Annotated in this window: 16 protein-coding genes; 10 read left to right on the top strand and 6 right to left on the bottom strand. The window is 64.6% G+C overall.

The genetic code is table 11. From position 1 onward, the window contains the following. The first annotated feature begins 11 nt into the window (after nt 1–11). From J0X27_RS14500 to J0X27_RS14490, 3 genes are all read left to right on the top strand, one after another. Complete coding sequence (locus J0X27_RS14500; protein ID WP_207269874.1) at nt 12–764, top strand: ABC transporter ATP-binding protein; 753 nt, start codon at nt 12–14, stop codon at nt 762–764. Continuing rightward, complete coding sequence (locus J0X27_RS14495) at nt 761–2245, top strand: hypothetical protein (RefSeq protein WP_207269873.1); 1485 nt, start codon at nt 761–763, stop codon at nt 2243–2245. Before J0X27_RS14500 ends, J0X27_RS14495 begins: the two co-directional genes overlap by 4 nt. Nucleotides 2246–2437: 192 nt before the next feature. Continuing rightward, nucleotides 2438–4027, top strand: a complete 1590-nt coding sequence (locus J0X27_RS14490) for a cobyric acid synthase (protein ID WP_207269872.1) — start codon at nt 2438–2440, stop codon at nt 4025–4027. Between the two features lie 41 nt (nt 4028–4068). Here the strand turns inward: J0X27_RS14490 and J0X27_RS14485 are convergent, their stop codons facing one another. After that, a complete protein-coding gene (locus J0X27_RS14485; RefSeq protein ID WP_207269871.1) occupies nt 4069–4458 on the bottom strand; it encodes a ribbon-helix-helix domain-containing protein in 390 nt (129 codons plus the stop codon). A 163-nt stretch (nt 4459–4621) separates the two neighbouring features. On the opposite strand from J0X27_RS14485, the gene J0X27_RS14480 reads away from it, so the two are divergent. The 3 genes from J0X27_RS14480 (at nt 4622) to J0X27_RS14470 (ending at nt 8270) form a co-directional block, all read left to right on the top strand. Further along, complete coding sequence (locus J0X27_RS14480; RefSeq protein ID WP_207269870.1) at nt 4622–4873, top strand: MTH865 family protein; 252 nt, start codon at nt 4622–4624, stop codon at nt 4871–4873. A gap of 149 nt (nt 4874–5022) precedes the next feature. After that, on the top strand, nt 5023–7029 hold the full coding sequence (locus J0X27_RS14475; protein ID WP_207269869.1) for a bacterio-opsin activator domain-containing protein: 2007 nt from the start codon (nt 5023–5025) through the stop codon (nt 7027–7029). A gap of 518 nt (nt 7030–7547) precedes the next feature. Beyond that, a complete protein-coding gene (locus J0X27_RS14470; protein WP_207269868.1) occupies nt 7548–8270 on the top strand; it encodes a M10 family metallopeptidase domain-containing protein in 723 nt (240 codons plus the stop codon). A gap of 6 nt (nt 8271–8276) precedes the next feature. Here J0X27_RS14470 and J0X27_RS14465 read toward each other — a convergent pair whose 3' ends face one another. The 3 genes from J0X27_RS14465 to J0X27_RS14455 all read right to left on the bottom strand — a co-directional run bounded on the left by J0X27_RS14465 (nt 8277) and on the right by J0X27_RS14455 (nt 11572). After that, nucleotides 8277–8627, bottom strand: coding sequence for a winged helix-turn-helix domain-containing protein (locus J0X27_RS14465; RefSeq protein WP_207269867.1), 351 nt, complete (start codon nt 8625–8627; stop codon nt 8277–8279). A gap of 398 nt (nt 8628–9025) precedes the next feature. Continuing rightward, nucleotides 9026–9877, bottom strand: coding sequence for a trehalose-phosphatase (otsB, locus tag J0X27_RS14460; protein ID WP_207269866.1), 852 nt, complete (start codon nt 9875–9877; stop codon nt 9026–9028). A 6-nt stretch (nt 9878–9883) separates the two neighbouring features. After that, entirely contained in the window at nt 9884–11572 is a 1689-nt protein-coding gene (locus tag J0X27_RS14455; protein WP_207269865.1) for an alpha,alpha-trehalose-phosphate synthase (UDP-forming), read from the bottom strand. A gap of 287 nt (nt 11573–11859) precedes the next feature. On the opposite strand from J0X27_RS14455, the gene J0X27_RS14450 reads away from it, so the two are divergent. Beyond that, the gene (locus J0X27_RS14450; RefSeq protein ID WP_207269864.1) at nt 11860–13041 is read left to right on the top strand and encodes a M24 family metallopeptidase; all 1182 of its coding nucleotides are present in this window, start codon (nt 11860–11862) and stop codon (nt 13039–13041) included. A 129-nt stretch (nt 13042–13170) separates the two neighbouring features. On the opposite strand, the gene J0X27_RS14445 is transcribed toward J0X27_RS14450, so the two are convergent. Beyond that, nucleotides 13171–14376: an orc1/cdc6 family replication initiation protein gene (locus J0X27_RS14445; protein WP_097379996.1), complete on the bottom strand. Its 1206-nt coding sequence runs from the start codon at nt 14374–14376 to the stop codon at nt 13171–13173. A 1765-nt stretch (nt 14377–16141) separates the two neighbouring features. Then, nucleotides 16142–17263 carry an iron transporter gene (locus J0X27_RS14440; RefSeq protein WP_207269863.1) on the bottom strand — a complete coding sequence of 374 codons (1122 nt, stop codon included), beginning with the start codon at nt 17261–17263 and terminating at the stop codon, nt 16142–16144. Nucleotides 17264–17512: 249 nt separating this feature from the next. On the opposite strand from J0X27_RS14440, the gene J0X27_RS14435 reads away from it, so the two are divergent. The 3 genes from J0X27_RS14435 to J0X27_RS14425 are packed head-to-tail and all read left to right on the top strand — an operon-like array spanning nt 17513 to nt 19461. Next, the gene (locus J0X27_RS14435; RefSeq protein WP_207269862.1) at nt 17513–18208 is read left to right on the top strand and encodes an SCO family protein; all 696 of its coding nucleotides are present in this window, start codon (nt 17513–17515) and stop codon (nt 18206–18208) included. Continuing rightward, complete coding sequence (locus tag J0X27_RS14430) at nt 18209–18784, top strand: TlpA family protein disulfide reductase (RefSeq protein ID WP_207269861.1); 576 nt, start codon at nt 18209–18211, stop codon at nt 18782–18784. It begins immediately after the preceding gene. Between the two features lie 2 nt (nt 18785–18786). Then, complete coding sequence (locus tag J0X27_RS14425; protein WP_207269860.1) at nt 18787–19461, top strand: cytochrome c biogenesis CcdA family protein; 675 nt, start codon at nt 18787–18789, stop codon at nt 19459–19461. Nucleotides 19462–19538: the final 77 nt, after the last annotated feature.

Genomic DNA, 19538 nt, shown 5'->3' with positions numbered 1-19538 from the left:
AGTCCCGTTCGATGGGTGCAATTCGCGTAGACGGACTGCGGAAGTCATACGGAGCCGTCGAGGCAGTGGCCGGGATGAACGTCACCGTCGAACGGGGGGAGTTGTACGGCTTTCTGGGCCCAAACGGTGCCGGGAAGACCACGACGATTCGAATACTGACCGGCCAGATACGGCCGGATTCGGGTTCGGTACGCGTTCTCGAGACGGACCCGGTCACGGAGCCACTCGAGACGCGTCGGCAGGTCGGCATCCTGCCGGAACAGGGATCGCCGCCGAGCTTTCTCACGCCGCGTGAGTACCTCGAGTTCGTCGGCCAGGTGCGCGATCTCGAGCCCGACCGGGTCGCCGACCGAACCGCTGTCTGGGCCGAACGGCTCGGCTTCGAGAGCAAGCTCGATACGCTCCATACCGATCTCTCTCGGGGGCAACAACAGAAGGTCATGATCTCGCAGGCGTTTCTCCACGAACCCGACGTGGTCTTCATCGACGAGCCGCTGGCGAACCTCGACCCGCTCGTCCAGGAGCAAGTCAAGCGCTTTCTCGTCTCCTATGCGGCCGGCGACAACGCCGTCTTCGTCTCGACGCACAACATCGACGTCGCCGAGGAGATCTGCACCCGCGTCGGCATCGTCGCCGACGGCCAACTCGTCACGGAGCGGTCCGTAGAAGACGGCAGCGACGAATCGCTACTCGAGGTGTTCCTCGAGCGCGTCGACGGTGAAGACGTACGAGATACCCCGACGCTCGAGCGGATCGACCGATGAGCGGGATCGATACGACTGACCGGACGAGCACGACGGAGTCGAGCCGATCCGGATCGGGACTCTCGACCGCGCAGTTGCTCGCCGTCCTCTTCCGCGAGGAGTGGCGACTGCACACCCAGCTGTTCGGCGGCTGGCGCTTCGCCCTGTTCCCGTTCGTGATCGCACTGCTCACGGTCAGCGCGACGGTCGCGCTCGTCGAGACCGGTACCGCGCCGGCGACGGTCGTCGGCGGGCTCCACGTTCTCGCCGTCGGGTTCGGACTCTACAGCGGGACCGCGGGCTTTGCGGGCTCGGACATGCTCGAGAACGTCTTCGGAGAGCTGTCGCTGTTGCTCTCGTCGTCGACGACGCTTCCGCTCTCGCGGCGGCGATTACTGGGGGTGTTCCTCCTGAAGGACGGGCTGTTCTACGGCGTCGCGTTCGTGTTGCCGATGGCACTGGGCAGCGTCGCCGTCGACGGGGTGTCGGCGACGACGCCGCTTTCGATCCTCCTGTTCTGGCTCTCCCTCTGTCTCGTCTTCGCGGCCGGGATGGCAGTGACCGTCGCGGTGATCGCCGTTCGAACTCGCGGCGTGCCGTCGTGGGCGATCGGCCTGGTGCTCGGACTCGCCGTCGTCGGCGGCTGGACGACCGGCGGACTCGGGGCGCTTCGAAGCGTGCTCGTGCCGATCGGCGGGTCGGTGCTCCCCGCTGGCGGACTGGCCGTCGCGACCCTCCTCGTGGCGACGGGATCGCTCGCGATCTACGATCCGACGTACGGCCGTCCCTCGCGGACCGCGACCGATCGCTTCGCTCGGCTCAGCTCCGCCCTTCCGATCGACGACGCGCCGCTGGTCACGAAGTCGCTGCTCGATCTCGCGCGCTCCTCGGGAGGCGTCTGGAAGCCCTTCGTTTCCGCGAGCATCCTGCTCGCGCTCGTGGCCGCGCTCGTCGGCGTCGTCGACTCGATCACCGGTATCGAACCCGCACCGGGGATCTTCTTCGGCGGCGTGCTTGGCCTCTCGGCGTTTACGACGTACAACTGGCTGACCCAGTTCGATTCGCTCGAGGCCTACCTCGTCTACCCTGTCTCGGTCGAGGACGTCTTCCGGGCCAAACGGATCGCGTTCGTCCTGGTCGGCGCACCGACGGTTGCCCTACCATATCTCGCGGCCGTCCGTTGGTTCGACGCGACGCTCGTCGACGCCGCCGTCGGAGCCGTTCTGCTGGCGGGCTACGCGCTCTACTACTACGGCCTGACCGTCTACATCGCCGGCTTCGATCCCAACGAGTTCCTCTTCGACGCCGTCCGCTTTACGACGTTTACCGTCGGCGTCGCCGTCGCGCTCGTGCCGACGCTGGTCGCCGGATTCGTCGTCGTCCCGCCGTCGCTCGAACTCGCCGTCGGCCTCGGGCTCGCGGGGATCGGACTCGGTATCGTGGGGCTCGTCCTCTCGAGTCGGGCCGGGCCGCGTTGGGACGCTCGATATCGGGCAAAATAACCGGTCTGGAAGGGCTGCGATCCCGGCACGACTCTCTCGGTCGGGTCGTGGTGCGGTCTCGTACCGCTCGATTTCGTCGGTCCTTTCCATTCGTTCGGACGGACTCGAACGGCCTCGAGTTCCGCCGAAACCCGCGTACGACCGGAACCGATAGGACGATACGTCCGGCCCCACGACTACCGCCCAACGCGGATGACCAGAACCCTTCTCGTCGCCGGAACCGCGAGTCACGTCGGCAAGTCGACGGTCGCCGCCGGCCTCTGTCGGCTGCTCGCCGATCGGGGGATCGACGTCGCGCCGTTCAAGGGCCAGAACATGAGCAACAACGCTCGCGTCGTCGTGCGGCCGGACGTGGCCGACCAGGACGGCAGCGATTCCAACGACAGCACCGCCGACCGGTGGGGCGAAATCGGCGTCTCCCAGTTCGTCCAGGCTCGAGCGGCTCGAACCACCCCCACCACGGACTGCAATCCGGTCTTGCTCAAACCTCGCGGCGACGGGGAGAGCCAACTCGTGTTGCAGGGGACAGCCCACGATCACGTGCCCGCCGGGACCTACTACGAGGAGTACTGGGAACGGGCGTGCGAGGCCGCCGAAGCATCGTATCGCAGGCTGGCCGCCGACAACGACGTGATCGTCGCCGAGGGGGCGGGGAGCATCGGCGAGATCAACCTGCACGATCGTGACCTTGCAAACGTCGAAACCGCGCGGTTCGCGGACGCCGACGTTCTCCTGTTGGTCGACATCGAACGCGGTGGGGCCTTCGCCAGTCTCTACGGCACGATCGAACTCGTCCCCGATGCGCTCCGCGATCGGATCGTCGGCGCGCTCATCACGAAGTTTCGCGGCGACCGGTCCCTGCTCGAGCCCGGCATCGAGGAGATCGAATCGCGGACGGGGGTGCCGATCCTGGGCGTCCTCCCGTACGACGACCCCGGCCTTCCCGAGGAGGACAGCGTCGGGCTGCCCGGAAGCGAGGAGCGAGGCGTCGTCGGCGACGACGACGGCGTTGCAGCCGGCCGCCGGATTCGGATCGCCGTGCCGCGGCTTCCACGGATCTCGAACGCGACGGATCTCGAGGCCCTGGCCGACGAGTCGGGCGTCTCGGTGGTGTACGTGCCAGTCGACGGCAGTTCCGCTGGCCCCCTCGCGGGCGTCGACGCCGACGCGGTCGTCCTTCCGGGGACCAAGAACACGGTCGACGATCTGCTGGCGCTCCAGGAAGCCGGCTTCGCCGAGGCCCTCACAGCCTTCGACGGGCCGATCGTCGGCGTCTGCGGTGGGTATCAGATGCTCGGCGAGCGGATTACCAACGCCGCGCTCGAGGGGACAGGGGGCGACGACGTCGTCACAGGGCTGGGTCTGCTCCCGGTCGAGACCCGTTTCGAGGGTGACAAGCGCCTCGAGCAAACGGCGGTTCCGGTCGACGGGAGCGCATCACCGCTCCTCGAGGGGGCCGACGGCCCGGCGTCGGGCTACGAGATCCACGCCGGCCGGACGCGGGCGCTCGAGGACGTGACGCGGCCGCTGGGTGACTCGAGTGCGGCCCGCGGACGGGTACTGGGAACCTACCTCCACGGCCTGTTCGACAACGAATCGGTTCGAACGGCGTTTCTCGATGCCGTCGCGGCGACGGCAGGTGTCGACCGGCCGACGCCAGTCGCCACTGGTGGGTCGTCGTTGACCGAGGCGGCGGCCGACCGGACGCCGTACGATCGGGCAGCGCGACTCGTCCGCGAAAACGTCGATCTAGCGGCGCTTGGCGACCCCTTCGGCGAGTGAGATCGCAGGAGAAACGGTTGGGCCGATCGTCATCCGGTCGATCACGCTGACCCGTCGCGGTAGGTACCGAGCAACTCCTCGAGGATGATACACTCCTGGTCGGTCTCCTCGTAGTGGGTGTCGATGAACCGTTCGGCAGCCTCGTAGTTGCCGCGCAGCCCGTGTTTGCGGACGTTTATCACGGCATCGAGGAAGAAGGTTCCACCGTCGGCCCCGAGCGCTTCGGCGTGGTCGCGGTCGCTGATATCGAGTTCGGACCTGATCTCGTCGAAGTTGAACGTCTTGACCTCGTGCTCGTCGTCGATCAAGGTCAACACGTACTCCGCGGAGAACCGATAGAACTCGGATTTACTCTCGAACATACCGTCTTCGACGAGCGCGTCGATCTCCTCGACCACGTCGTCGGGATACCTGACGGTATCTTTCGCCATGTACCGATACTGTTCACTACTGACTAATTATTGTTTCTACTGTTCGAGGGAATCGACCGGCCGCCGTTCGTGTCTCCCCACGAGAGCGGAACCGGCGGCGGATGACGGACGGGAGCAGTTGCCCTTCGGATTTATTGTTTCGGGCCGAGAACGACGGCACGTAATGACGGACGAAGCCCACCTCCGAGAGCAACTGACCGAGGCGTTCGAGGACGCCGACTACCCGGTCTCAGGTCCGATGGAGCTCGTCCCGGCACTTCCGAACGGCCCCGGAACGAGGTTCGAATCCGGTGAGTTCTCGATGACCGTGATGGAACTTAACGCGAAGACCTCCGGCGGCGACTTCCCGTACGACGACGTCGAGTCGTTCGTCGACGCTCTCATCGAGGAGTTACAGGAACAGGGTGAGTTGTAAGCCGCTTGCACCCGATTAGTCGTGCCAATCGATCTCGCGTCGAAGGGGATACCAGCAGCCGACCAGCAAGCTTTTGTTCCCGAACTATCCTTGATAGAACAGTACCGAGTAGTGAGTAAAACGTGGATGGCTGTGTGGAATAAAAAGGAATGACCGATGTCCATCGATCGAAACCGATCGTCGTCGTAACGGGCCGTCGAGAGGAAGAGAGCGATCTTCGGACGCGACTCGACGACGCGATCGATCGTGACGTTCGAACGGTTTCCACAGCCGGAGGTCTCGAGGACGCCGTCGACCCGGTCTCCGACGGAGAGTCCGTACCGAAGACCCCGAGCGCTGTGGTCCTCGAAATCGACTGTCCGGGTGAAATACGAGCCGTTCTCCAGCGCGTCCACGCCAGATGGCCGGAGATCCCGACGATCGTTGCACCGCGCGAGGGCAGCGAACGGCTCGCGACCGTTGCACTCAGGGCGGATGCAACCGAATACGTCCCGACGGAGCGCGAGGAAAACCCCGTCGACCGGATCGTGTCGACAGTTCGGTCCATACCCGAGCCACCATCGGACGGCGACAGGGGACGACATAGCCGAATTCTCGCCAACGAACTGCCCGACGAAGCCTTCGTCATCGGCGAGGACGGCACCTATCTCGAGGCGAAGGTCCGGCCCAACTCGGCGAACCTGTACTCGATGGACGCCGACGAACTACCCGGAACGACGGTCGCGGACGCGTTCCCCGACCAGGTCGCGGCGAAACTCCAGGACTGCGTCGATCGGGCGATCAGAACTGACGACGTCCAGTCGGTCGAGTACGATACGGAGACAACCGACGGCCGCCGGCGATTCGAGGCCCGCGTCGTTCCGATCGGCCAGCGAGTCCAGGGTCGACGGGCCGTCGTCTGGCTGGCTCGAGACATCACGGAACGGGTCCGACGCGAACGACAACTCCGATCGAGACAGGATCAACTCGAGACGCTCAACCGGATCAATGCGGTCGTTCGACAGGTGATCGAGACGTTAGTCGAGGCACCGGCTCGGGATGCGATCGAGAGCGAAGTCTGTGCGCAGCTCGTCGATTCGGAGCTGTACTGTGGCTCGTGGATCGCCGAACGGACCGGCGACGGACGGCTGTCCTATCGAACCGGCGCGGGGGAGGCCGAGCGCTATCTCGAGCGCGTCCGTGGCCGCTCGAGCGATCACGAGCGACCGGTGACGAAGGCAGCACGAACCGGCGAGATTCGGACGACCAACCGCATTCTCGAGGACGAAACGCTCCCCGAGCCGCTCAGGGAAGCCGCCGACGAAGACGACGTCAGATCCGCGATCGCCGTCCCGATCACCCACGAAGACGCGACCTACGGCGTCCTCACCGTTCTGGCGAGCCGAGCCGATGCCTTCAGCGAGCGCGAACGAGCCGGATTCAGACTGCTCGGTGAGACGATCGGCTTCACCATCATGGCCGTCAAGAACCGCCAGCTGCTCTTTGCGGACACCGTCGTCGAACTCGAGTTTCGGATCGACGGCGGCGATACGTTCTCCTTCGACCTGTCCGAGGAGTACGGCTGTACCTGCTCGCTCGAGTGGGCTGGGACGACCGCGAACGGACGAACCTTCCAGTACGTGACGATCGACGGGATCGGCAGCGAGACGGTCCTCGAAGCGGCCAGGGACCACGACTCCATCGAGGAGTGTCGACTCATTCACGACGGCGAACGGCGCTGTACGCTCGAGGTGCGATTGACGAGGTCGGGCGTCCGAACGCTTGCGAATCACGGCGCAACGATCCGGGACGTGACAGTCGAATGCGGCGTCGGGACGTGCCTGGTCGAGGTGTCACAGGACGCCGACGTTCGAGAGATCGCGGAGGCACTGACCGTCGTCTACGAGAACACCGAACTCGTCGCCAAACGAGAGGTCGATCGACCGGTTCGAACGGCGGCCGAGCGGCGAAATCGAATCCTCGACGAACTCACCGACCGTCAACTCACGACGCTTCGGCTCGCCTACTACGGCGGCTTCTTCGACTGGCCACGGGAGAGCACGGGCGAGGAAATCGCCGAGGCGATGGATATCTCGCCGCCGACGATGCACCAACACCTTCGAAAGGGGCTCAGGGCGATCCTCGAGGAGTTCTTCGAGGACAGCAGACACAATTAGAGAACCGTTCGCTCCCTTGACAGTCGTCTTTTCTTAAACGTCGCCTATGTGAACCCCAGTGTGGATAGTCACGACGGCCGACCGGTCGGGTACGAATGACGATGCCCGGTTGGAAAAGACAGGCCCTCACTCGATGGCGGGCGGATGTCCCGTGATCGGGCGACCGTTTGGAACGCTCTTCGAAGGGGCAAACGGCCGGTACTACACCGGCTGGCAAGTCAGGAACCGGCTTCGAGCGGGCGTCTGGACGCTCTGCATTCGACAGCGAGAACCCCACAAGGTGCTGGTCGAAACCGAGGACGAAGCGCTTCTCCTGCTCACACCCATCGACCCGTCCGGGTTGCCCGCCGGCATCCACGTCCGCGTTTTCGATACTCGCGCCCGTGTCGTCGATACGCGGCGTGGAGCGCCACCGGGCGGGTCGATCGAGCCCGGAAGTCGGGTTCGTCGACGCCTGGGTCGTAATAGCCGTCCATGTTCACCCCTAGAATCTGGGACCCTCCCACACGACTTCGACCGTGAATCGTCGCGTGTTCCTGGGATCGGTCGGCTCGATAGCCTCGCTTGGGACGCTGGCATACGCGACACGTGACTCCCTCGAGACGCTCGCCGTTCGGATCTGGCTCTCCGAGCAGGCCGCCAGCTACGAGGGGGTGATCGACCGTATCTTCGACTATCTCGAGAACGTACTCGGGTTCGACCACTGGACGCTGGAGCTCTCCGTCGGCGGGACGGTCTCGGTCTCGACGGAAAACGCCGCTCGTCTCACCACTCGTGGGGAATGGCCGATGGCCGTCGCGGCGGGCGAACTCGGCCAGCGGAACCTCGAGCCAGTGTCGGACGTCAATCTGCTGGTGACCGATGGCGGAATGGAAGAGGCCCCCACCGGGTACGGCATTCCCCACATCGCCTCGGTCGGCGGAGCGCGACAGATCGCCGCTCTCGAGCCGTTCGACGAGCTGGTCGACGACGACTGGGTCGTTCCGAACACGACACCGGCACGAACGATACAGGTACTCGCCCACGAGATCGGCCACGCGCTCGGACTGGAACACGACCACGGGGTTGCGTTTCGCGATGGTGGAGCCGTGATCGCGACGCCGATGCTCAGCAGCTACGCGTGGGACCCGACCTACGATACTGATCGCTCTCGCTGTGGGACGATACGTCCGAGCACGGACGGTCTGGAACGAAAACTCAGCCTGGCGTTTTCGTCCTGTGCCCGTCGCGAACTCGAGTAAGGCGTGTTACTCGTCGTCTTCGCCGTCGTTCTCGCCGCGGGCGAAACTCGCCTGCGCGTCCCCGTCTTGGTCCGTGCCGGCGTTTGGCCCTTCGATGAGCGCCTCGAAGTCGTCGACCTCGTCGTACTGGTCACGGTAGACCAGCGCTGCTTTTCCCGTCGAAGAGATCTCGTAGAGACCGGACCGTTCGGCGGGCCCGATCTTGTGGACGAGACCGTAATCTTCGAGCACCGGGAGTCTGGTGTTGATGTTCTTTCGGCTCTTTCCCGTGTGTGCGGCTAGGTTCGTTGCGACGTTTCGTCCCGTATCCTCGAGTGCCTCGAGGATCAGGAAATCAGTTGGTTGTCGGAGTTTCACTCTCGTTCACTCTCGTACCGGACTATATTTCCAGTGGTAACTAATACTTTCGGCTCGAGACCCGATGTTTGTTGTGGTAATTTGTATCGGTGTCGTTAAGTGGGAGGCGACAAAACGACCCGAATGGGTGGGCCGAGCGACCCCAGACGGACTCCCCCTACACCGCCTCAGCCGACCGAGCGCGGGTCTGGAGTCCCCCTCTCCGACCCGTGGTCGGTCGTCTCCTGCCGCTACTCGGCACCCACCCGCTCCCCATCCCCCCATCCCCTTTCCGGACGACCGGCGAACGGAGCCGACAGCGTCGATACCACTCCTGGATAGTCCCGGGCGCGTCTGTGGCGTCGAAGCCGTCCGGCTATCGGATCGACACCAGTCAACGCCTGAAGAACGAGGAGACGCTACCGCGGCCGGTTCTCGGGGCGATGTCCCGGCGCGGACTCCGATCGAGCAGCCGCGTCGCTCGCGAGCGAGTCGAGCCACGAGAGAACCGATGCGACGCCGGCGGGTGACTCGACCCGGGCGGACGCACTCGAGGGCTCGTCGCCACCGACCCGAATCCCGATCCCGTCGGACTCGGCGACTCGAAACGCCGATTCGTCGGTCACGTCGTCGCCGATATAGACGACCGGTGTCCCCGGTGGCTCGTCGGCGGCGATCAACTCGACCGCGTTTCCCTTCCCCCAGCGGAAGTCCGGCCCGATCTCGAGGATCCGCTTGCCGGTCGAAATCTCGAGTTCGTCCCCGCCGAACCGATCGACGGTCCGGCGGGTGATCCGTCGTGCGATCGGTTCGGCGGCCGCCGGAACGGCTCTGAGATGGACCGTCCCGGTCAGCCGCTTGTTCTCGATCCGGCAGTTCGGGACGGAGGCGAGGGCCGTCTCGAGGAGCGAACAGATCCGTTCGATTCGAGCAGCGCGTTTTCGTGCGACAGGGTGGACGGCGATCGATCCGTGGCGCGCGAGTTCCAGTCCGTGGTTGCCGGCGTAAATCGATGGCCCGTCGACGCGTTCGCGGACATCGGTCAACGCACGGCCACTGACGATCGCCGTGGTCACGTCGGGCCGTTCCGCGAGCCTGGCCACGGCGTTCCGATTCCGCGCGGTCGCTGTTGCGGCGTCCGGATCCTCGACGATCGGTGCGAGCGTGCCGTCGAAATCCAGACAGACGAGCAGCCGGGCAGCGTCCTCGAGTTTCGCCCGGACCGCCGGGAGACGCGCCGCAAGCCGTAGTGGCGGTGACTCGCTCTCCATGATCGGCTACACGATCGAGGTCGATTCCCGGGAATCGGAATCACGGTCCGTTTCGTCCCGCCGGTCGTCGTGGACGCGTCGTATCCAGTCGAACTGCGTCTCCATCCAGGACTCGATGTCCCCGTTGCAGACGCGCTGGCGAAGGGTGTTCATTCGTCGCTTTCGTTCGTACGGCGACATCGAGAGCGCGGTCTCGAGTTGGGCCGCCACGCCGACCGCGTCGGTCGGATCGATCGTCAGAGCGTGTGAGCCGAGACGCTCGTGTGCGCCGATCCGATCGCTCAACAACAGTGTGGCGTCGCCGTCCACGCTGGCGGCGACGTACTCCTGTGCGACCAGGTTCATGCCGTCAGCCAGCGGACTCACGACCATCACGTCCGCACACCGATAGAGGGCACAGAGTTGCTCCTTCGGGAGGACGTCCTCCGTGTAGACGATCGGCCGCCACTCGGCGGTCCCGAAGCGACGGTTGATCCGCCGGACCTCGCTGCGGACGAGTTCGCCGTACTGCTCGTAGGTCTCGATCTCCGTCCGCGAGGGGGTTGCCTTCTGGACGAACGTGAACTCGCCACGCCAGTCGGGATTGCGCTCGAAGAACCGCTCGAGCGCGGTCAGGCGTTCGGGGATCCCCTTGGTGTAATCGAGGCGGTCGAGGCCGAGTCCGATCGTCACGTCCCGGGGGATGCCATACGTTTCGAACAACGTCGAGAGTTGATCCGGATCGATCGACCGGGCCTCACGGGCGTACGATTCGGCGTCGACCCCCATCGGTGTCGCCACGACGCGAGTCGTCCGGCCATCGTACCGGACCGTTCGACTCGCGTGATCGACGGTCGCTTCCGGCAGGAATCGATCGACACACGCCAGGAACTGATCGGCGTACCGGGTGACGTGAAAGCCGAGCAGATCGTTTCCGAGCAGTCCCTCGAGGAGTTGCCTGCGGCCGGGACACTGCCGGAACCTCGCCGGCGTCGGCCACGGGATATGCCAGAACTGGGCGACCGTCGCGCCTGCGGGGACCGCGTCCCGAATCAGCCGCGGCGCGAGCGCGAGATGGTAGTCCTGCAGCCAGATCACCGAGTCGTTCGTGGCGTGATCGGCGACCGCCTCGGCGAAGCGCTCGTTGACCGTCCGGTACCACTCGAAGTCGTTCGGTCGGTTCTCGATCAAGTCCGAAAAGCCGTGACAGAGCGGCCAGAGGACGCGGTTGCTGAACCCGTAGTAGTAGGAGTCGATCGCCTCCTCGGAGAGGTCGAGCCGGTGTAGCGTGTAGGCCTCGTCGTCGGGTGGAACGGCGACACAGTTTCGCTCGTCCGTGACCGCGAAGTCGGCGTCGCCGTCTCCCCAGGCGATCCAGGTCCCGTCGGTCCGCTGAACCACGGGATCGAGGCCGGCGGTCAAGCCGCCAGTCGGCTCGTCGACCGTGATGGATCGCGTCTCGGCCGTCGAGCGAGCCCCGCCGTCGGTCCCCGTCGGTGGGCTGGCGTCCCCGGTAGTACTCGCGGAGCCGCCCGCTGGCTCCGCGGACTCGTCTTCGTACTCGTGACGATACGGTTGCCGGTTCGAGACAACGATCAACGAACCGGGACAGCTGGGACCGTCGGACGCGAACGCCTCGTCCGTCCGTCCGCGCCCATCCGCCAGTCGCTGTCGATTACGTACAGTCGTCGACGACAACCGCTCGGTAACTCGCATTCGCTGAAATAGCACAGCATCCCGCCTGGTTGCTTCGCGGCCTGCGACCGCCGGGGGGTTAATACGTTCCCACTAGTAATCGCGGCCGGCGGACTGTCCGTTCACGGCGACAGTCACCGCTCCGAACCCGTTACCTCCCTTCGACGTCTCGAGCGATCGACGGAGCGGTGGCGTATCTGTCGAGCGACCGAACGATAGTGAGGGCCCCGAGCAAACTGTCGAGGGCTCCGAGTCACTCACCAACGGGCAACCAAACCTTGATTTCTCGCTCGGGTGAACGATCTCCCATGCAAACGCCCTTCGAGCGCCGGATCGCGGCCTGTCAGCGACGGCTCGCGGAGACGGGAGCCGACCTCGCGGTCTGCTTCCCGGGCCCGAACCTCACCTATCTGACCGGCTTCGAGGAGTCGCCGTCCGAACGCCACCTGCTGTTGTTCGTCCCCGAACGCGGCGATCCCGCACTGGTCGCGCCGGCGATGTACGCGGAACAACTGTCGGCCCTTCCGATCGCGGCCCTGCAACTGCGACTCTGGGACGACGCGGACGATCCACTCGAACACGTCGTGGACGTCCTCGAGGAGTATTCGGTCGGCGGATCCGAGCCGGCGACCGTCCTCGTCGACGACCGGATGTGGGCGACGTTCACGCAGGACCTCCGGGACCTGCTTCCCGACGCCGAGTTCGACCTCGCGAGTGCCGTCCTCGAGGGGCTCCGACTGCGAAAGGACGAGGTCGAACGCGAGGCGCTCCGGCGGGCCGGCGAGATCGCGGATCGCGTTTCGCTCGAGGTTCGAGCGCGTGGGACCGACCTGGTCGGCACGACCGAATCGGAACTCGCGAGCGAGATCGACCGACTGCTGGCAGCGGCGGGCGGGGAGGAGCCGGCGTTCGACACGATCGTCGCCGCCGGGCCGAACAGCGCACGGCCCCACCACCACAGCGGCGCGCGGGAGATCGCGGCCGGCGATCCGATCGTGCTGGATTTCGGCGCGTTCGTGCCCGCCGATCTCGAGGCCGGAACGAGCCGGTATCCGGGCGATCAGACGCGGACGATCGTCGTCGGGGAGCCAGCGGCCGAGTACGCACGAATTCACGAGATCGTCAGGGAGGCACAACGGGCCGCGATCGATGCCGTCGAGCCCGGCGCGACCGCGGGTTCGATCGACCACGCGGCGCGCTCGGTCGTCGCCGAGGCCGGCTACGGCGACGCGTTCGTCCACCGGACCGGCCACGGCGTCGGTCTCGAGGTCCACGAACCGCCCTACATCGTCGAGGGGAACGATCGTGAACTCGAGCCCGGAATGGTCTTCAGCGTCGAACCGGGGATCTACTTCGAGGGCGAATTCGGGGTCAGGATCGAGGACCTCGTCGTGGTGACCGAGGACGGAGCAACGCGGCTGAACGAGACGCCACGTGGCTGGGAGACCGACCTCGAGCGGGACGACGGAGTGAACGACCCGACCCAGTGAAGCGGGACACCGTCGAACAGGGGACACCGGATTTCCGATGAAATGTCGGCGTGTTGGCGGCTGAGAGGACTGGCTGACACGACACCAGGAGACGAGTACCGTGACGCACCAGGAGAGGGACTGTGACGGCTACGGATCACCAGTCTCCACGAGGACCGTCCGGACGACCTCCGGGTCCTCGAGCAGTTGGTGTTCGGTATAGCTTCCCTCCGCGCTCCCGCCGCTCCGGCGGGTCTGCTCCAAGATGTCGAGAAACGCGTGTTCTTTCAAGAGGTCCCGGACCCGTCGCAGGGAGAGCGGGTCGGAGCTCTCCTGGCGGCAGATCTCCTCGTAGACGTCGTAGATCTTCGTCGTTCGGAACCCGTCCTCCTCGGCCGCGTTGAGCGAAAGGACGGCAAGTGCCTGCAAGACGTACCGAGAGTGGGGCGTCGAGCCACGAATGAGTTCCCGGAACCGGTCGGTTTCGGCCCGCTCGCGGGCCTGGACCACGAAGTCCTCTCGAACCGTCTCGCTCCCCTTCGACTGGGCGATCTCCCCGGCGTACCGGAGGATATCGATCGCCTTCCGCGCGTCGCCGTGTTCGCGGGCCGCGAGTGCGGCGGCACGGGGTATCACTGACGGCTCGAGGACGCCGTCCTTGAACGCGTCGCTGCGAGCCTGCATGATGTCCCGGAGCTGGTTCGCGTCGTAGGGCGGAAAGACGAACTCCCGTTCACAGAGGCTGGACTTGACCCGTTCGTCCAACCGATCCTTGTACTTGATCTTGTTGCTGATCCCGATGACGCCGATCTTGCACGACTCGAGTTTGCCGGCTTCGCCCGCCCGCGACAGTTGCATGAGGATGTCGTCGTCGTCGAGTTTGTCGACCTCGTCTAAGATAACGAGGACGACGTCGTACTGGGAGTCGAGCACCGTCCAGAGGCGCTTGTAGTACGTCGAGGTGCTGAGTCCCTTGTCGGGGATGCGAACGTCGGTGACGGACGGCTCGTTGAGCGTGTGTGCGATCGTCTGGACGGCCTGTGTCTCCGTGTTGTCCTGTGCACAGTCGACGTACGCAAACGCCGCGGTGATCTCCTCGTCGCCAGCGACGCGGACGGCCCGCTCCGAGATGTACTTCGCACAGAGGGACTTTCCCGTCCCCGTCTTGCCGTAGATGAGGAGATTACTCGGGCTCTGACCGAAGATTGCCGGGTTGACCGCGTTCGCGAGCTCCGAAATCTCGTCGTCCCGACCGACGATTCGTCCCTCCGCGGGGAGATGGTTGATCTCGAGCAGTTCCTTGTTCTCGAAGATCGGATCGTCGCGGGTAAACAGATCGTCGCCGGAACTCGACATAATCGAACACCGTGTTTCCGGTGAAATAGCTGTTCCGTTTGCTCTCCTGGTCCGTCGTCGAGACGGACTGCGCTCCGAACGGGCTCGAGCGGCGGTAGAACCGGTCGGTTCGCGCGTTCGGTCGATAGAACTCGGTTCGCGCTCTGTGGTTCGTTGGAAGATCGGATCGGGGTGGACACACACCGTGTTTCCGGTGAAATGAAGTGAGACGGCGTGGCGGGTGGAGTTGAAACGGGGGTTGGGTTCACCGGAAACGTGGTCGGGATCGCGTTGAGCGCAGCCGAGATCGGAGATCGGACGGCTCCCCCATCGAAATCACCGCACCTGTGACCGAAGCCACCGCTCTCGATCGAAATGGAAGCAACCCTTGAATCGAGTGCGGTCGATTACTGACCAGAATTCAAACAGCGAGCTGATCCAGCCAATGGACTATAGTCATAAGTACTACTTATAGATTACCAACTTTGAGAGGGCGTCCTTCCAAACAGTCCCTCTAAACAGTCCCTTCAAACAGTACCCCAAACGGTAGTCCGAGACCTTCACCGGAAACACGGTGTGTCCCTGTAGCACTGATCCGGATACGTCCCCTGCCATCACGGGAACACGTCGTTGTCCGTCCTGACTGCTTTCACAACCGTGGTCGTGAGGTTTACCGGAGCCCACTAACACCCTTCACAGGGAACACTGGCGTTTCACTGGAAACCCGGTGTGGGATGAGCAGTCCTAGCATTATTGTTAGACCGACAGTTCGTGGTTCGTGTACTCTCCCACGCAGCGGTCCGTATCGATTCACCGGAAACACGGTGTGTGAATCCGAAACGCCCGTTCTCAGGTCCGGTATGGCACGACTCACTGCAGTACGATCAGGATAGGCCGGACAGTTGACGTCACGTCTTCTCCTCTCCCGTGAACGCTTCGACAAGCGCTGCTCGAGTTCGATCGGACGACCGAACGAGATCCTACTTCACCGGAAACACGGTGTCCGTGCCCCCGGACCGGTCGGACCGAACGCACGGGAATTCACCGGCAAACCGTACGGCGGTCCATCGACAAACCGTACGGCGGTCCACCGGCAAAACGCACGGCAATCCGCCGGCAAGGCGACGCCGCTTCACCGGAAACCCGGTGTGTCCGACGAAAACCGGATCACCAGCCGGATGCTGCCGGACGGATTTCACCGGAAACCCGGTGTGGGAACCGGACTCGCCTCTCGCGTTCGTCTCGAGGGTCCAACTCGCTTCCGTCCCTGGATGCGTCCAGCAGGGTTCGAGACGGTCCGTTACCAACTTCACCACGGACGGCGTTTAGACCGACAGGAAGCCGGCTCGACGTCGTGAGACCGCCTGTGAATTGTGAGGGGAGTAAAACCGGTCGGACGCCGAGTACAGAAGGTCAATAATAGTAGAGTTCGAGTTCGTGGCCGCAGTTCCGACACTGGGTCTCACTGCCTAGCAGTTGGTTCGAGTCGCGCTCCGGATGGATCCCAGGGCCTGGCGGGAGGGACGCACTGACGGTGGCATCACACTCCGGACAGCCGATATCCATATCCGTGTTTCCTGTCCGAGACATGGACCCATGTGTATTCGATGATCGGTGATTGTTATCCCAGCCATACGGCACCGCTGGCAGTTCCATCTGATCGTTCAGTTCGGATAGAGTCCGATTTACCCGCGAAACGCCCGGCCCGAATGCCGGCGACTCGATCCCCCTCTCCCCCTACCGAACCGACTCCCGAGCCGGCTTCTCGAATCGGCTCTCGAATCGGTTAGACGGTGTAAGTGACGGCTTCGAACTCGAAAAACGCCGTCTCGTAGCCGTCGTGGCGGGATACCTGTGGCGGAGAGTCGACGGTGATCGTCACACGATCCCCCTCGCGCACGTCGTCGACCGCGAGCCCGTAGTGATACCCGAACTCGTCGTCGAGCGTCGCCGTGAGTGAGCCGTCGTCGCGGCGCTCTCCCTCGCGGTCGATGGCTGCCGACAGGGACGTAAACGGGAGTATAACGTCGTTGTACGGCGTTCTGGGAGAGACGGCCAGGTACGCTCCGTCGTCGGTAAACCGATCGGCATCGGTCACGACTACGGGGAAGCTCGCGTCACCGGTGCGCTCGGTCCCGAGTAGCTCGCCGGGGAGTTCGTCGACCGACGGCCCCTGTCCCATCGGCGGACCGGAGCCCTGACCGTCGGATCCTGCTTCACCGTCGCTCCCCTCCTCCCCGTGAGTCATCAGTGACAGCGCATCGCGGCTTCCCCACCGATCCTCGTCGATCGTCTCGAACGAGAGGCCGTTGATGTCGGATCGGGCGTACTCGAAGTCGACCTCGAGCGATGCCGGTTCGTCCAGTCGCCCCTCGAACGCGCCGGTTCGAGCGGTGCCCGTGAGGGGGTCTGCTCGAACGCGGACCGTGTACTCGCCTTCGCCGGGGAGCCGGACGTTGTCGCCGTAGTGAAAGCCCATCCGCTGGGAGATCATGGGCCACGGCGAGAAGACCCCGTCGTCGATCGGCGATCCCTCCTGTCGGATCTCGAGGCGCATGTCCACCGGAAGGACGGTGTGCGTCTCGCGATCCCAGAGGGTGACCATGAGATGGAGGCTATCGTCGGTGTTGACTTCGACTAGCTCCTTGCCGCCGCTGACGATCCAGAACCGGTGTGGAAACGTATAGGAGAGCGCCACGGCGTAGTCGCCGTCGGTCGCCGTGCCGTACATCGCCATCTCCTCTCTCGAGGACGGGAGATAGACGGCGTCGGGCCGATTCTCGACGAGCGGCGGATTCGCCCAGGCGGACTCCTCCTCGAACCCCAGTTGCTCGAGACAGCCGGCGATGCCGGCGATCCCGACGGTTCCGATCCCGGTCGTTCCACGGAGGAAACCCCGACGATTCATTGGCCATCGCTTGGAACGCAGCGAGGAAACGCCTGTTGGTTCGCGGGTCGAACGGGCCGAGGCAGCCACGGTGTGCTCCACCGTGTCCATCCGGCCAGCAGTCAGCGGGATCCGCTCGACCAGCGGTCGTCGACTCCATCCGGACGGTCGTTAGCGTCAGCCCGCCAGCAGTCCGTTGGTTTCGGTATACCGTCCGTCTTCGTGAACCGAACCAACGAACCTTTGATCGGTGGTTCCTACGATTTATACATGGACCGGCGGACATACCTCGGCTCGGCTGGTGTTGCAGGACTCACAAGCGTCGCCGGCTGTCTCGGCGGAGCGCTCAAGAGCATCAGGGGTGACGACGACACCGTGCTCGGACCGCCAGAGACGGACCTAAGCGAAGCGACGCATCCGAGCTACGGTGACGAATACCCGGCAGTCAGCGTGCCGGATCCCCTGTCGGGTGAGACGATCTCGACCGATCAGTTCGAGGGAGACCGCACGGTGTTGATGACCTTTCTCTATACCAACTGTCCCGACGGAATGTGTCCCGCACTGACCCTCCGGTTGCGACGCGCACAGGAGGTCGCCGCCGAGAACGGGTACGGTGACGAGGCCGCGTTCCTCGCGATGACGTTCGATCCCGAGCGCGATACCGCTGAGACGCTGCGCACCTTCGGCGAAGAACGCGGCGTCGATCTCGACGCCGGGAACTGGCACTTCCTGCGGCCCGAACGGTACGAGGACGCACAGTCGATCATCAGTGACACGTACGGACTGCCGGAGGGGAGCCTCGAGAAGCAGTACGACAACGAATACGAACTCGAGTACACGTTCCCGCATCTCCCCTACATTTTCCTCGTGAACGAAAAGGGGATCGTCGAACGGGTCTACGTCAGAGGACACACCGTGGACGTCTCACGGCTCGTCGACGACTTCGAAACGGTGGTGACGGGGTAGATGCGCAGGCGGGATCTCCTCGCTGGCGTCGGCAGCCTGGCCGTGATCGGGAGCGCAGGCGCGGTGGCGATACAGGGGATGCCGTCGTTTCTCGAGGGAGACAACGGGAAGCCAATTGCCGATCCCTACACCATCGAGACGATCAACGCACGGGGCAGCGAGGCCGGCGAGGTACGCGTCCCGGCGACCGACCGCCCGACGTTCGTCGATTTCTTCGGGACGTGGTGTGCACCCTGTGCCAAGCAGATGCCCGCCCTCGTCGAGGCCCACGACCGTCTCGGCGACGACGTGTTGTTCATGTCGGTCACGAACGAGAACGTCGGGGGATCGGTGACGGAAGCCGAGGTCGCCGACTGGTGGGCCGACCACGACGGGAACTGGACAGTCGGCATCGATCCGACCGCCGAACTGAGCGCCGAGTACTCCATCGGCGGGGTCCCCTACGCGGTCGCGATCGACGCCGACGGACGCATCCAGTGGTCGGAAGGCGGTCGGAAGTCCGCCGACGAACTCGTCGACGGCATCGAACGGGCCCTCGAGGCCGACGGAATCGGGAGCCAGGCCGAGGCGGAGTAAAAATGGTCGACGCTCCGCTCGTGGCGACGATCACGTTCGGACTGATATCCGGGGTTGGGACGTTTTTCTCCCCGTGTTCGTATCCCCTCCTGCCGGGGTACGTCGGCTTTTACGTCAGTCAAACCGACGGCGAGCAGGCGTCACTCGGCGGAGCATTGAGTCGGGGGCTCGTCGCCGGTATCGGCGGCCTCGTCACGCTCGCCGTGTTGCTCGGAGCGACGTTCTGGGTCGGCTACTCGACGCTATCGAACATCACGTGGTTCGAGGTGGTCGCCGGGCTCGTCCTGATCGCCTTCGGCCTGCTACTCGTCTTCGATCGGGCTCCGTCGCCGTCGATCGCGCTCCCCAAACGCCGTTCGAGCGTGCTCGGCTTTGGCGTGTTCGGCGTCGGCTACGCCCTGGCAGCGGCGGGCTGTGTCGCACCGGTCTTCTTCGGCGTCGTCACCCGCGCGCTCTCCTTGCCGACGACCGCGGCGGCGATCCTCCTCGCGACGTACGTCGGGAGCTTCGTCGTGCTCATGGTCTCGTTGACCGTCGCAACGGGGATGGGACTGAGCGCCGGTGCCAGCCGGCTTTCGGCCTACACGGGACAGCTCAAGCGCCTCGCGGGCGCAGTCATGATACTCGCGGGGATCGGACAGCTCTATCTCGCGATCGTCGTTCTCGAGGTCCTCTGATTGGGTCGGCCGGGCCACCCGGCAGGCAACGGCAGGTCCGGGAGCTATCCCGCCGTCTCCCGAACGGGCGTGCAAAC

The organism is Natrinema longum (assembly GCF_017352095.1).
In the GTDB taxonomy this organism is placed as follows: Archaea; Halobacteriota; Halobacteria; order Halobacteriales; family Natrialbaceae; genus Natrinema; species Natrinema longum.
This window is presented reverse-complemented; position numbering and strand designations above follow the sequence as displayed.

Bases quoted from the DNA above. Each gene is read 5' to 3' on its own strand.
- J0X27_RS14485 (WP_207269871.1), bottom strand. From the start codon at position 4,458: ATGGCGAAAGATACCGTCAGGTATCCCGACGACGTGGTCGAGGAGATC.
- J0X27_RS14425 (WP_207269860.1), top strand. From the start codon at position 18,787: ATGGTCGACGCTCCGCTCGTGGCGACGATCACGTTCGGACTGATATCC.
- J0X27_RS14495 (WP_207269873.1), top strand. From the start codon at position 761: ATGAGCGGGATCGATACGACTGACCGGACGAGCACGACGGAGTCGAGC.
- J0X27_RS14455 (WP_207269865.1), bottom strand. From the start codon at position 11,572: ATGCGAGTTACCGAGCGGTTGTCGTCGACGACTGTACGTAATCGACAG.
- J0X27_RS14450 (WP_207269864.1), top strand. From the start codon at position 11,860: ATGCAAACGCCCTTCGAGCGCCGGATCGCGGCCTGTCAGCGACGGCTC.
- J0X27_RS14445 (WP_097379996.1), bottom strand. From the start codon at position 14,376: ATGTCGAGTTCCGGCGACGATCTGTTTACCCGCGACGATCCGATCTTC.
- J0X27_RS14440 (WP_207269863.1), bottom strand. From the start codon at position 17,263: ATGAATCGTCGGGGTTTCCTCCGTGGAACGACCGGGATCGGAACCGTC.
- J0X27_RS14480 (WP_207269870.1), top strand. From the start codon at position 4,622: ATGACGGACGAAGCCCACCTCCGAGAGCAACTGACCGAGGCGTTCGAG.
- J0X27_RS14490 (WP_207269872.1), top strand. From the start codon at position 2,438: ATGACCAGAACCCTTCTCGTCGCCGGAACCGCGAGTCACGTCGGCAAG.
- J0X27_RS14435 (WP_207269862.1), top strand. From the start codon at position 17,513: ATGGACCGGCGGACATACCTCGGCTCGGCTGGTGTTGCAGGACTCACA.
- J0X27_RS14500 (WP_207269874.1), top strand. From the start codon at position 12: ATGGGTGCAATTCGCGTAGACGGACTGCGGAAGTCATACGGAGCCGTC.
- otsB (WP_207269866.1), bottom strand. From the start codon at position 9,877: ATGGAGAGCGAGTCACCGCCACTACGGCTTGCGGCGCGTCTCCCGGCG.
- J0X27_RS14475 (WP_207269869.1), top strand. From the start codon at position 5,023: ATGACCGATGTCCATCGATCGAAACCGATCGTCGTCGTAACGGGCCGT.
- J0X27_RS14430 (WP_207269861.1), top strand. From the start codon at position 18,209: ATGCGCAGGCGGGATCTCCTCGCTGGCGTCGGCAGCCTGGCCGTGATC.